This is a genomic window from Paraburkholderia sp. ZP32-5 (assembly GCF_021390495.1).
Classification (GTDB): domain Bacteria; phylum Pseudomonadota; class Gammaproteobacteria; order Burkholderiales; family Burkholderiaceae; genus Paraburkholderia.
Map to the genome: position 1 here is coordinate 729,504 of NZ_JAJEJP010000003.1, position 13,126 is coordinate 742,629.

Below are 13,126 nucleotides of genomic sequence, written 5' to 3' on the forward strand. Positions count from 1 at the left end.
ACGTTTTAATTGCGGGAGCTGCGGCCGTCATCTGGCAGGTGGGGCATTCACTATTGAGGCCCACCTAGCGTTCCGCGACCATTATGCCGAACTGGCCGCAAGAGGGAGGCCATATCGCAAATGGCTTGAGGCAGCACCACGTTACCTGCTGTTCATGGCCGAGGCGAGACGTCGCTGCAAGCGATATCCGGCTCTCTGTCTTGGCTTTGCCGATGTAGAAGTCTGGCGGGGAACCGTTAATCTAGTGCATCCCTTCCCCGTTGGCTGCGCGCGGCAGCATCGCCATGGGACTGTCCTTACTTGGCGGGTCCGTCCTGTCAGGTGGGCGAGTTTACAGGCCGCCTCAAGGTCTCGCTACCTCGCAAGCGGAGACCTGTGGAGAGCGTACTGCGCGGTGCTGCGCCGACTAAAAGCGTCCATCGACTGCAGTCGTCGCGATGTGTGTCCTCCACCGCTTGTTTTGACTGGAGGGGAGTGTCTGGTGCAGGACACCTGGACAGCCACGCAACTGGCATTCGTGCTTTTGAGAAGCCATTTCGAGTCGCTGTGCGTGCTGCGCTATGAACTTGATCAGATCGCCGCGCTTCAGACTGCACGATTCACGAACGCACTGGCAGGCCACCTTCCGTCACCTGCCGCCCTCCAGGCAATGTTATTCGCAGCATATGCTGCCCTTGTGATCGCGGCGCGTGGATATGTACGACAACGCAGATTCGACTACAGGGTCGCATGCGAAATCCCGACTAACCATCTATCGCTGGTTGCGGTCGATACCAACAGCATGCAGTGCGGGGCGGTTATTGCGCCTGATCCTGGAGACCTAACTGGTGATCTGTTCGGAAGACGTGGCCTTGTCAATCCTGAGGTGCTTGCGTGTCTGAATGCATCGCTCGAAAAGGAGAGAAGCTGGGAGAATTCGCGGGGCGCGAATTGAAGGCGATGCATCGTTTCAAAATATGATACATTTATGACCACGGCATTTACGACTCATTCGTGATGCATCTATCTCCCAGTTCCTTGTACGTCGTTGCTTCTCCAACATGTTTTTCACCAAATCCTCGTGGCAATCGCCGATGAAACTTACCGGAGATGTGTTCACCCGCTGGGAGATGACCGGCGTGACGCATTACTCGACGGTATTCGTGGTGCGATCTACGCAGACCCGTCGTGACGACGGCGATGGTTACTCGTATTTTGTTTCTGGTCCACAGCTTCTAAAAGCCATGCTTGAGGGTGCGAACGACAACCCCGTGCAAGTTTATGCGCTTGAATGGGACCGGCTGGTCGCTGTTCACGAATTCTGGTCCTACCCGGACGACGGGCGGTTCGCAATGGTGTACTTCGCTTACAGCGATGCCGGGGGGCGAGTCTCGCCCTGTGAGCCGATGCAACCCGATCCGGAGTCGGCGGGAACGCGGACGCTTGTCTGGCGGTCAGTCGCGTCCGATGGCCGCTTTCTGACTGAAACGGCCTCGTGAAACGCTAGATGCCGCTGGACCTCTCGACCGACGTACAGGTCCTTATGGATTTCGCCACGCGGGGGCAGCCATTTGACCGTCCATATCTCTTAAGCATTGGGGTTTCGCCAGCGAAGGTGCCGTTGCTTTTGAGGAGCGGCTGGCTGACCCAATTGTCCGACAACGCGTATCTTCTGAGAGGCGACAAACCATCGGTCGAGGGGACTGTTGCCTATCTGACGCGACAGGTGCCGAATCTGCACATCTCTGGACGCAGCGCGCTGGCTCGTCAGGGTGTACGTCACTACCTTTATGTCCACGAACGCCTGTACCTTCGGGGCTCCGTCAATTTCGCGTTTCCTGACTGGGCGAAGACGCTTCTGTCTCCACGATACGACCCACGACCTCTCTTCGATGCCCATCTCGAACCATGCTATGCGGTTTCAGCACTTCCGCTGAAACATCCTGGCGTGATGGTCTCGCATCGTGAGCGGGCAATCATCGAGATGCTGGCCGACAGCGGCCACGGGGGGCTGGAACATGCAGGAAATCTTGTGAGCGAACTGCGGACCATCCGGCCACTGGTACTTCGGACGCTCGCCACTTACTGTCTTCGACGGGATATCGTCGCGACACTCAGCGAACTGGCCGAAGACGAGGGTCATGAGTGGGCGAGCACGCTGCGATGCTGAGAGTTTCACCCTAAAAAACGGGTATGACGGGCAATGCATCGTTAGCATATGATCCGATGTGAGAGCGACGGTGGATTCTCGTATCGGTGCACAACAAAGTCTGCGGGAACGGTGACGAACTGTCTCAAAGACAACGAAGTCTGCGGGAACGCAAAAATCTTGTGTGCAGCGCACAATTTTTTGCGCGATTTACTATTCGAATGGATGTTCGATAGTGCGAATGCGGTAGCAATGACGCGCATTTTGAGCGCGCCTTGAACATTGGCGCGTACAACACTCCTGCGCTTAACGTGGACCACATTTAAACCGATGGGCTCGTCGTTCGGCGCGCGAGGCCCGACTCGCGACTTCGGGTTGGCCGTGGCAAACGGTGGCGGTGACGCGCGTGTACGTGTAGTCTTCGGCGTTTCTATCTATGAAAGCATTTATTTAATGCCGTAACATCCGCGTCGCTTGCGCGCAATCAAGCGCTATCGCTCGGACAGCGCGAGGCTTCGTCTGTATCTCTGGGGGCACAGCCAAATGCGACCGTGGAACTTTGATGTTTGTGTTTCCCTCCGCTATTGGGGCCGGCGAAGCTGCGCGTTAGCATGAGGAGTCTAGGCGCGTAGGGCGAGTGGGGGAACGTTCACTGCCATCTATCTAGGACTCGAGATTCAGTGCGGGTCTTCTTTGTGTCTTTGACGGAGGCTAATGTTTCGTACCGAATTGTCGACCCGTCCGACTTGCGGCGTAACGTGGTCACTGCGGAAGTGATGCGAGTGCCCGGCGGGCCATTCCCGAGCGCGGCTGCAGCACGCATCGGCATGGCGTCTTGCATGGGTGTCATTGACGGGTTTCGGGACGAGGTGGATGAGTCGTCACCCCATTTGACATTGCGCAGCATCTCGAGGTCAGCCGAAAGCCGACCTCGACCGTTACGCGGTGCTGCACGCGCAGACATACGGCGACGCGGTCGACGCGGCGGCGTTGGTCCCGCACATGCTGGAAGCTTTCATGGCCGCCGCCGACCGCGGCATCCGATAAGCGAAAGCGCCACTGAGACGCAATCATCCAACGGAAGCGGAGAACGACTAATTGTCAGTCGTGTTTTCTCCTGCAGATCGCAGCGCCCGAAGGCGCTCTTCAAGCGTGGTGACTAGCGATTCGGCCATCTCCAGGAATCCGTGTAGTCGTTGGATTCGGTACTTAAGAAGCGAACGCATTGCTTCGTCAGGGTCCGGCTTCTTCATCATGTCGGCGGTTGACGAGAGAATACGAATGACAATTTCAGGAACACCATCGGCGTCAATTGCCGTTGCCAGTTTTACCCATTCCTTTGATTTGTCCAGTGTCGCTTCGGCGGCTTCAGCCAGACAGTAGCCGATAAGGATTTTAGCTGAACGCTGTCAGATGGTCCGCAATTTTCCATCTTTTCCGAGAAGGTAGAGCTTGGCAATGGTTTTGATTCGCTCGTCGTCATCCTTTTCACCACTTTCATATGGTTGATAGCGGCGCCGCCGCTCAATTTGCACCTCAATAATGAGGTCCTGATTCAGTCCATCCAGCATGGCTTTGACGAAAGTTGCCGACACCTGAAGGCGGCTGCCGCGATTGGGATTGCTACTTTCATGGCGCTTCGCTTCGTCGTAATAGCCCCCAGATCTGGCTCTCCATGACCCGCGTTTCGTTCTGATCTGTCCAAAATCGAAGATCCGGGTCTGTTTCAATCCGCATCTGTTCAGCGATGAATGGTGCGGGACGCGGTGGTGGGAAGGAAACGCCTCCAGCCCACCGGTCGTATTCATCTAGCCGCTTCTCGTCACTATGGTCCAGCACCCAGCCCTTAAGCTCAAAGCCGTCTTCATCGATTTCCGTACGACTACCGGCACTCGGTATCGCGTAATCATGCAGATCTGTGGTCGTGGCGAGCGCTCGCAGCAAAGCTTCCGATCTGGCCGGTGTAACAAGTGCACTGTAGATACGCGTTGATTGCTCCCGGCGTGTATCGGACTCTGACCAATGTCCCCACAAATTGAGTCTATCGCCGTTTCCAAGCGCTTCCTCAAAGTCACCTTCCGTCAAGAGTCGTCGGTCCGGATGGTCATTTTCGCGCTCTAGCCACGTACCCCGCGAATCTGGTTCAGGGTCACGCCGATCCCAAAGCCAGCGACCGTCGCGGCGAGTGAGATTATGGTCCGATAACCAGCCTTCAAACCCATCATCCTCGTCATAGGTTCGGTCGCGGTGTGTGGGTGTCGTAGCCAAGAGCCGCCCTGCGACAATCATCATCGCGTGATAGGCATGATAGAACTGGAGGTTGTCGGCCCTGGGCGATGAGCCGTGGGAATGGTACGTGTGCTGCTCTTCGTACAGGCCGTGGCGAGCCCGTTCGTCGTCGTCCCAACGACCCTTCGCAACACAGGAAAAATCCTCCCGTATGACCGTCAGCGTTTCGGCTTCAATGTCGTCCTGGGACAAGGCAAACACCCGGCCGAGCGGAGCGTACCAATAGGGGCCGATGTCGATGCCAAAATAAAAGCTGTCTTCATCGGTGCCCGCGGAGCTATTGCGCTTGCGAGAAGCACGGCGTTCATAGGCATCGGACTCGACAATAGGCAGTGGCGATACGTTGACATTTTTGAGACGATCGGAGAGGCCATCCTCGTCGACCAGACATCCGTTTGCCACAAGCTGGAGCGCGGCGCGCGAGGCCAACGCACGGATCAATACATGAGGTTGGTCCGTCAGGGCCCAATCGACAAGCTGGCCGAAATAGGGGGCCACTGCGGATGGTGCTTCCAATGAGGCTCTTGCCAGGCCGATAAGAAGCCATTGGAGTGCATGAAGTGCGTAAAACGGCAATCTCACGTCCACAAATGGACCGCCGTTTCCAGCCGTAGCGATTCTGATCAAGCGATCAACTACATCCTGTCGCCCGAAGCGACAGAGCTCGACGACGGCGTGTGCGGCCTCCCACCGCAGCACTGCTTCCGGCGAGGCCAATGCGGACCAGATATAGCCCGCAATCGCTTCCCGAATGTCGCTGGGTGATGAAAAAGCATCGTGCCACGGTCCATCACCGTCCTTGTCTTCCAGTGCCAGGTTAAAAAGGTCGAGTCCATATGTCAGGGCGTCTAAGGCTTCATCGTGCGACAGCTTGATCGCAAGGAGTCCGACAAGAGAGAAGAGTCGGCCCGTGTCGATGAGCTCGGGGGTCTCGCCGGTCGCGGCCAACACAACGTCGACGATCTCGACTTGGCTTACGCCTGACTTTGCGCAGGCCAGTTCGAAGGGAAATAGTTCGTAATAGCGACTCTTTCTGATCTCCATGTAATAACGTCGGCAAATCTCCTTCAAGGCACTGGCGAGTGCCCGGGAGACGGCTGGCCGCAGTTTCCAGTTTTCCGGAACTCGCTCTAAAAAATGTCTGAAGCTGTAAAGGTCGAACTCCGGGGCTCTCGCAACGGTTTCGATGAAACGGGCTTCCGCTCCCAACGGTATCCGATGCATGGCCTCCATGAAGAAGCTGTCATGACTCCACGGCGGGTCGGTTTGCTTGAACTTCAGGTTGGCTTGAGATAGACCGTCCGTCATTGTGACGTCCAGTTCTGCAAAGATATCAGTTCTCGTCAAGTGTCTCGATAAAACGGGTTGTCGTGTTTTTCGATTGAACGGGTGTTGTGCAGCCAATGCGGCACGAAGAAAGCCGTTGACTGCCAGCAGGATATTTCGGTATGTCTGACGGTATGATTCGGTCAGCTCGAACGGAACGGCCGTCGGTACAAGGTTCCGACTGACTGGTTGACAATCGAGTGGGGGACGTTTACGTCCAAGGTGATACCGCTCCAAAGCATCAAGGGGACTCGGTCGTAATTGATTTGGCGAGAAGATGGGTAAGATGTGATCCGTAACGGTAGGAGCCAAACCTGGCGCGGCGCAAAGGACAACTGCTGAACTCTGCTGCCTATCCCCGTGAAGCAAGGGCTTGCAGAAAAGGAATGAGCACCATGGTCTGCATAAAAGAGGCTTCGGATGACTGCGCGGCCAAATGAGATAACCTAGGGACAGGAGCGGTTCGGAGGTGATCGCTCGTCCGTAGCGTGCCCTCGGCCGACGTCCACCACGCTGATGCCCGCTTTTCTAGGTGCTTGCAAGCCACACAGGTGGCCTATAGTGGACCCTACCGGGACATCAATTCCGCAGTGGTTTTCTCCATTCCGTCTTGTCGACCTCATAGACCCGGCTACAGTCTCGCGAATTCCGCTTTCCGGCAGTGGCGTAACGGTCTTTTTGTAGCGTGCGGTTTCTGGTGGTATATCGGTGGTATGTCAGATCAGAAAAATCGGAAGGCCTTTGCGAGCAAAGCAGGTCGAGGAATTTTTCAAACCCGCCGTGGTACCAAAGTATATTCCGGTCCGGCTGTTCACCGGCCACCAGACCGAGTCTCGATTTTTCCCCATGGGCCTGCAGGCCGTCTTGCCCAACGCGGTCAAGAAGAACCTCTATTACAAGGACAATCCGCGGGCCGTTACTCGAGGAACTGTGGTTTCAGTTTCTTCATTGGTTCACCTCGGCACCAAAGGCGAGGGCACATGTTGAGCACTGTGCCGAGCGAATGCACCCCTTCGTCACCGCGTTTGACTTTCGTCACGAGAGTTGGCTCAGCGAAAAGCGCCGTCACACGACGCTGGCAATGGAGCGAGAGCGCGGGATCGTGCACATCATCGTCGATGCGCCGGGAGGCGTGACGAAGCGCGCGCATACCGTGTGGGAGGCGACGTCGCCTGAGCTGGCGATCATGCGTCTATAAGGCCGCGATGCGTCGACGTGGAGTGGAGCCGAATCCGCGGTCGAGCGATTCAACTATGAATCAACGAAGAGGAACTGCGCGAGCTAGCGCCTGCCATCGCGCAAATCGTGACGGCGTGTGGCACGGACGCATGTCCTGTTCAATAACTGCTATCGCGACGTCGCGCAACGGAACGCGCGTCGATGACACGGTTGCTCGACGGAAACGAGGCGTAAATCGTCTGTCGGGCTTCGGCTAGTTTGAGACGGGGAGCCTACATTCCATGCACGCGAGAACGGACATGTGGTTGGTACCGCCAGTGTGGAATCGACGAACGGCTGGCAGGTGGACTGCGCCCTGCGCAACCGTCACTTCTGCGCTGGCCAACGGCTCGTGCGTCGCCACTCAAGAGCCGTGCGTTCGATAAGCGTGTCGCGAGATTGCGCCAGCGCGGGCAAGGCCAATCGGTGCAAATTCGTTGACGGCCGAGACGCTAAAAACATACGGCTTAATGGAATTAATTGCCGGCAGCCGCTCTGTTTAATGCGGAGTGTCGAAATATTTTCCGATTCATTCATTTCGAATTTTATTTCATATTAATGATAATTCCATTATTTTTATAAATCAGTTGGATAGTATATTTTCATGGCTATTTGCATAAATAAAACGTTAAACGTTTGCTATGCTGCACTCAATCTTTCTTTCGGGTGATCAATAAATGATCACAATCGAAAAGATGACGTCAGTGCGCCTCCTATAGACAAGCTTAGGCCCATGGCTGATCGTTTCTTGTATCGGATTTATTTTTGTTTATCGGTAAATTACAAAAACATTTTTGTGGATTTTTTATAGTAAGCAAATGATAACGTTAGAGAAAAAATATGGCCTTGAATCGAAACTTCATTGGTCGAGCCAATGACCCTGGTATCACCTACGAGGTAACCCAGGAAAAGATCCGTGAGCTAGCCGTTGCGACTGGTGACCTCCATCCCGCGTATCTGGACTTGACCGTCGCGCAGCAACTCGGCTATCGCGACCTGATCGCACCGCCGAGTTTTGCGGCCTCACTGTTTTTCCGATTTGGAGCGTGGCCGCTCTACGACCCCGAGTTCGGCAAGAAGAAAGATCCCGTATGCGTACTTCGCTCACAACGTGTCGTGCATTGCCGGCCTATTGTTGCGGGGGACTTTCTTACGCAGACCACGGTTATCGACGAGATGACCGAAATAGGCGAACACGAACGATGGACATCCACACACGAAATCCGTACCGTGGAAGGGGAACTCGTGTGCACGGTCGTGAACACCGTGATTTCCCGCGGCACGGCGGGTACGGAGAGGGATGCCCCATGACATCTCGAGTCAGATATAGCGATGTGGAAGTGGGTACCGTCATTCCCGAACGGACGCTTGTTGTCAATCGAGTCGATGTTCTGCGCCATTCCGGGGCAAGCCTTGATTTTTCCGCCGCGCATTGGAGCGAGCGGGTTGCGAGAAAGGTCGGGTTTCCGGATGTCGTAGCGCAGGGTCTACTGACTATCGGCAAAAGCGTTGCGGTCGTCACTGACTGGATCGGTGATCCCGGGGCTCTGATCGAGTACAGCGTGCAGAAATTTACCCGTCCCGTGGTCGTGCCCGACGACGGTGTCGGTACCCAGTTGCAGGTCAGCGGTGTGGTCGAAGAGAAATTGACGGACAAACGCGTCGTGGTGCGACTCCACGCCCGCTGTGCCGGCCAGGAGGTCATGGGTGCGGTGCGAGCGGTCGTCCGGCTCGCTTGAATGGAGAGCAGGCATGCTGCAGGCAGAAATGACCCGGAAAGACGTCACGGATAGCTGGTACGAGAAAGCGACGGTTCGCCATACGCCGCGTATCTTCGCATCGGACTGTTCAGGCGATGGGCTCGTACACCCGCTGTCGCGCTGTGTTATTTGCGACCATCCGCTCGTGCTCGCGCGGGGAAGTCAGGTGCGGTCTTACATCATCACCCAGGATGCTTATCTGTTTCTGTACAACGTCGGGTTGATGGAAACAAAGTTTGTCATACACGCCAGTCTCGACGTATTGCATGGCAAGGTCGCGGGCATCAGCGACGCCAGCAGATTGCAGGCGCTGACCGTCATCATCGACGAGGGCTACCACGCTCACGTTGCACTCGATTATGTGTTGCAACTGCAGCAGCACAGTGGCATCGAACCTCTGCGGATTCCCCAAACGAACCGGAAGCTCGACGCGGTCGAGCGCACTACCGCCGCGTTGCCGGATGAGCTGAGACGAGACTTCAACCTGTTGGCCGTGACGATCGCGGAGAATGTGCTGACGGACGAAGTCGCCAGCATGGGACGGGAAAAGAATCTGAACCATTCCTTCATCACCTTGATGAAGGACCATGTGCGCGACGAAGGCCGGCACTCCAGTTATTTCTCCGATTTGATGACCGCGCGCTGGTCGGAGTTGCCGGACACTACGCGAGCGCACTTCGGAACGATGTTGCCCGACTATCTGGACGACTATCTGGCAGTCGATCCCGAGCGGGAGTTCGAACGAAGAATTCTGCGTGCATGCGATTTCTCCGCCGAACATACGGAACAAATCATCGCGGACTCCGAAGCGGCTTTTTTCGACAATCACGTCTCGAGCGTCAAAGAGACTCAATCCCGCCTGCTGCGTCTGTTGAAAAAAATCGGAGTGCTCGATCTCGAGGCGAATCGGCGTGCATTTGCCACGCATGGTTACGCTGTTTGACAGGCACAACACTGGTACGCCGAATCGATACTCGCTGCCCTGCATGCCGGCGGCATCCCTGTAGCGCTAACCCAGCATCGCCGCCGATCTTCCGCGCAGCCGGATTGCGTAGCCATGGTGTGGTCATGGTGTGGCCTTTTTCCGGCCTGATGGCAAAGCGCTAGTCGCACGCATGGTTTAAATCACGAATGCTTTTACCAATGGATAATCATCATGAGTTCAACTGTAGTGCGCTCGTTGCCGTGGATCGAGCCGGTGCACGCTGCTTCTTTATTGCGAAATAAGGGCGGCCTCGTTTTTCTCGATAGCGCCATGCGCCATGATAATCACGGGCGCTATTCCTATGTTGCCGTCGATCCTTTCGGAACACTAATGGCGAAGGAGCGTGTGGCGTACTGGAACGACGAGCCCGTCGGCACGACGCCGTTAGAGGCGATCGCGGCCACGCTCAAGCAGTATGAACAGCCCGATATTCCTGGATTGCCGCCTTTTCAGGGCGGCGCAATAGGTTACTTTTCCTATGAGTTCGGTGAATCGTTGGAGCAACTTCCCGCGACCCGCGAACCCGACCACGGATCGATTCCCGATATCGAACTCATGTTCTATGACGCGCTGTGCGCGTTCGACCACGTTGAACAAAAAGCGTGGATCATCTCCACCGGTTTTCCGCACCTGCAGGCGGACGAACGCGCGGAACGGGCTACGTCGAGAGCCAATCAGATCGAAGCGGCTTTGGCGGAAAATTCGGCGCAAGACTGCGACAGCAAAACCGGCATATGTATTGGCCGGGACGGCTGGACGTCCAACTTCACGCAGTCGCGCTACATGACCTCGGTTCAGGAGGTCGTCGATTCGATTCTCGCCGGCGACATATTTCAGGCCAATCTCTCGCAGCGGTTCACGACCGATCTGCCGGCCGGGTTCGACACATGGGCGTTTTATCAGCGCCTGCGCGTGGCGAATGCGGCACCGTTCGCTGCGTTTATCGACCGCGGCGAGATGGCGATCGCGTCCAGCTCTCCCGAGCGCTTTCTGAAAGTGAATGGATCACAGGTAGAAACCCGCCCGATCAAAGGCACGGCGCGCCGGGCGATCGACCCGCAGGAAGATCAGGCCATCGCGGACGAACTGCTGGCCTCGGAAAAGGATCGCGCCGAGAACCTCATGATCGTCGATCTGCTGCGTAACGATCTTTCCCGCGTATGCCTGCCCGATTCTGTTAAAACCCCCGACCTGTGCGTGCTGGAAACCTATTCGGGCGTTCATCATCTTGTCTCATCCGTTACCGGCGTTCTGCCATCCGGCAAAACCGCGGCCGAATTGCTGGGCGTGTCATTTCCCGGTGGTTCGATAACCGGCGCACCAAAAATTAAGGCGATGGAGATCATCTCGCGTATCGAGCAGGACCAGCGTGGTGTCTATTGCGGTGCGATTGGCTACTACTCGTTCAATTGCAAATCGGATACGAATATCGCTATACGTACCGTGCTTTTTCAGAACGGCGTCGCCTCGTTTCAGGCCGGTGGCGGGATCACGGCGCTCTCCGATCCCCGGCTCGAATATGAAGAAACGCTCACAAAAGCCGAGCGGATATTTCGTGCTTTCGAATCTCTCTGATAGAGGCAATGCCATGGTACTCATTATCGATAACTACGATTCGTTCGTGTTCAATGTCGCACGCTATTTCACCGAGCTTGGGAGAGAGGTCGAAGTAGTGCGCAACGATCAGATCGATCTGGCCGCCGTCGAAGCGATGGCTCCCGACGCTATTGTTTTATCGCCGGGGCCTTGCGGTCCCGAAGAAGCGGGGATTTGCCTTCCGGTCATTGAACGTTTCAATGGCCGGATTCCCATTCTGGGCATTTGTCTGGGACACCAATGCATCGGCGCGGCGCTGGGTGGAAAGGTCACGCGTGCACGAGAGCCGATGCATGGCCGGGTCTCCATGGTTAATCACGACGGCACTGGGATTTTCAAGGATTTGCCCAATCCGCTGCCGGCGGGGCGCTATCACTCGTTGATCGTTGAACTTCACGAAGACGACATCGAGTTGAAAGCCACGGCGCGTTCGCGCGAGGGCGAAATCATGGGAGTAGCACATGACAACGGCCGCACTTTTGGCGTTCAGTTTCATCCGGAGTCGGTGCTAAGCAGCCACGGTCACGCGCTATTCCGGAATTTCCTCGCGATAGCGGAGGCAATGCCGTCATGATGTGGTTCAACGGCGCAATAACGGAGCATTCCGAGGGCCGCTTCGATCTGTCCGATCGAGGGCTGCTGCTGGCGGACGGCGTATTCGAAACCGTGCTGGTGCTCGACGGCCGTGCTGTGCTGCTCGACGAACATCTGCGACGTCTGGCTTCAGGCTGCCACCAGTTGCAGATTTCGTGGGACCCGGCTATCGCGGCCAAAGCGGTCAACGAACTGGTGGCGGCTGCGCCGGGCGACGCAGTGATCCGGGTGACGGTCACGCGCGGCCAAGGGCCTCGTGGACTGTTGCCTTCAGCGCACGCGCGCGCAACTGTGTTTGCTTCCCGTGCGGAGTGGCAGCTTCAGCTCGCGTTCGCTTCGCGGACTCTGGCACTGAGCCCGATAAGGCGAAACGCAAGCTCGCCGTTATCGCGAATAAAGTCATTGGCCTACCTCGATAACGTTCTGGCGCTTATGGATGCGCAGAAGCAAGGTGCCGACGACGCCCTGCTTCTCAACGCGGAAGGCCATGTCGCGTGTAGCAGCATGGCCAATGTTTTCGTGCTACAGGGCGATACGATGCTGACCCCGTCGTTGCAGACAGGTGTACTCGACGGCATTACGCGCGGTCTCGTCATCAGGCTGGCGCCGCTGGCCGGACTGACTGTTCGGGAAGCTGCTTTCGATGTCGAGCAGTTGCGTCGTGCCGATGCGGTGTTTCTCACAAACAGCGTGCGGCTCATCATGCCGGTAAGTCACTTCGAGAACTGGTGCCCGCCGGAAGCCGGGAACGGGGATTTGACGCGTTTGATGAATCTCGTGCAGCAGGAACTGGGATTGCACCATCGCACGGGCTCGATTCTGGAAGCGGGTCGATGAGCGATACCCACGCGCTTCATCGAACTAATGCGTGCCCTGACCGTGCTTTAAGGGCAGTCCACCCTATACGTCCAGCTGCTGACTCGTGCGGCAACTGCGCAAGCAAGACATATTTGCAAGTGATTGTGAAGGCTGGGGCCGCGAAATTTCTGCATCGAGTCACATCTGCGCGAAGTGGTTGGACAAAAGTTTGAGTTTGTCCTCGTGGGCGACGCATGGATGTTTGTGTGTCCCGTAAGGGCACGGATATCTGGCGGCGTCGATCAATTACCAATTTTTCACGTATGCGCTGTGGACGACCGCACAGACGATCAAGCAACTGGGAATCTGGTGGTGAGATAACATATTCGGAGGCAGTACGACTCGGTCTGACCAACCGGTTCCGGCTTACGC

General features: G+C 56.4%; 13 protein-coding genes and 1 pseudogene. 12 read left to right on the forward strand and 2 right to left on the reverse strand.

What is annotated here, in order from left to right; all coding sequences use genetic code 11:
• Positions 1 to 481 precede the first annotated feature (481 nt).
• The 4 genes and pseudogenes from L0U82_RS35765 to L0U82_RS35780 all read left to right on the forward strand — a co-directional run.
• Positions 482 to 934 (forward strand): hypothetical protein, encoded by a 453-nt coding sequence (locus L0U82_RS35765; RefSeq protein ID WP_233838441.1) that lies wholly within the window; start codon positions 482 to 484, stop codon positions 932 to 934.
• 106 nt (positions 935 to 1,040) lie between these two features.
• On the forward strand, positions 1,041 to 1,478 hold the full coding sequence (locus L0U82_RS35770; RefSeq protein ID WP_233838442.1) for a hypothetical protein: 438 nt from the start codon (positions 1,041 to 1,043) through the stop codon (positions 1,476 to 1,478).
• An 8-nt stretch (positions 1,479 to 1,486) separates the two neighbouring features.
• Positions 1,487 to 2,149: an AbiEi antitoxin N-terminal domain-containing protein gene (locus tag L0U82_RS35775; RefSeq protein ID WP_233838447.1), complete on the forward strand. Its 663-nt coding sequence runs from the start codon at positions 1,487 to 1,489 to the stop codon at positions 2,147 to 2,149.
• A gap of 900 nt (positions 2,150 to 3,049) precedes the next feature.
• Positions 3,050 to 3,175 (forward strand): annotated as a pseudogene (locus L0U82_RS35780) (DUF2274 domain-containing protein); the annotation flags it as partial.
• 362 nt (positions 3,176 to 3,537) lie between these two features.
• Here L0U82_RS35780 and L0U82_RS35785 read toward each other — a convergent pair.
• On the reverse strand, positions 3,538 to 3,723 hold the full coding sequence (locus L0U82_RS35785) for a hypothetical protein (protein ID WP_233838448.1): 186 nt from the start codon (positions 3,721 to 3,723) through the stop codon (positions 3,538 to 3,540).
• Between the two features lie 34 nt (positions 3,724 to 3,757).
• On the reverse strand, positions 3,758 to 5,725 hold the full coding sequence (locus L0U82_RS35790) for a hypothetical protein (protein ID WP_233838449.1): 1,968 nt from the start codon (positions 5,723 to 5,725) through the stop codon (positions 3,758 to 3,760).
• 759 nt (positions 5,726 to 6,484) lie between these two features.
• On the opposite strand from L0U82_RS35790, the gene L0U82_RS35795 reads away from it, so the two are divergent.
• From L0U82_RS35795 to L0U82_RS35830, 8 genes are all read left to right on the forward strand, one after another.
• Entirely contained in the window at positions 6,485 to 6,730 is a 246-nt protein-coding gene (locus L0U82_RS35795; protein ID WP_233839451.1) for a hypothetical protein, read from the forward strand.
• Complete coding sequence (locus L0U82_RS35800) at positions 6,672 to 6,941, forward strand: DUF72 domain-containing protein (protein WP_233839346.1); 270 nt, start codon at positions 6,672 to 6,674, stop codon at positions 6,939 to 6,941. Before L0U82_RS35795 ends, L0U82_RS35800 begins: the two co-directional genes overlap by 59 nt.
• An 860-nt stretch (positions 6,942 to 7,801) precedes the next feature.
• Positions 7,802 to 8,272 carry a MaoC family dehydratase gene (locus L0U82_RS35805; protein ID WP_233838450.1) on the forward strand — a complete coding sequence of 157 codons (471 nt, stop codon included), beginning with the start codon at positions 7,802 to 7,804 and terminating at the stop codon, positions 8,270 to 8,272.
• A 29-nt stretch (positions 8,273 to 8,301) separates the two neighbouring features.
• Positions 8,302 to 8,700 (forward strand): MaoC/PaaZ C-terminal domain-containing protein, encoded by a 399-nt coding sequence (locus tag L0U82_RS35810; protein ID WP_233838451.1) that lies wholly within the window; start codon positions 8,302 to 8,304, stop codon positions 8,698 to 8,700.
• Between the two features lie 13 nt (positions 8,701 to 8,713).
• Complete coding sequence (locus L0U82_RS35815; protein ID WP_233838452.1) at positions 8,714 to 9,664, forward strand: diiron oxygenase; 951 nt, start codon at positions 8,714 to 8,716, stop codon at positions 9,662 to 9,664.
• 213 nt (positions 9,665 to 9,877) lie between these two features.
• Positions 9,878 to 11,281 carry an aminodeoxychorismate synthase component I gene (gene pabB / locus L0U82_RS35820; protein WP_233838454.1) on the forward strand — a complete coding sequence of 468 codons (1,404 nt, stop codon included), beginning with the start codon at positions 9,878 to 9,880 and terminating at the stop codon, positions 11,279 to 11,281.
• Positions 11,282 to 11,294: 13 nt separating this feature from the next.
• Positions 11,295 to 11,876, forward strand: a complete 582-nt coding sequence (locus tag L0U82_RS35825; RefSeq protein WP_233838456.1) for an anthranilate synthase component II — start codon at positions 11,295 to 11,297, stop codon at positions 11,874 to 11,876.
• Complete coding sequence (locus tag L0U82_RS35830) at positions 11,873 to 12,733, forward strand: aminotransferase class IV (RefSeq protein ID WP_233838459.1); 861 nt, start codon at positions 11,873 to 11,875, stop codon at positions 12,731 to 12,733. The genes L0U82_RS35825 and L0U82_RS35830 overlap by 4 nt, the downstream gene beginning before the upstream one ends.
• The last annotated feature ends 393 nt before the right edge of the window (positions 12,734 to 13,126 follow it).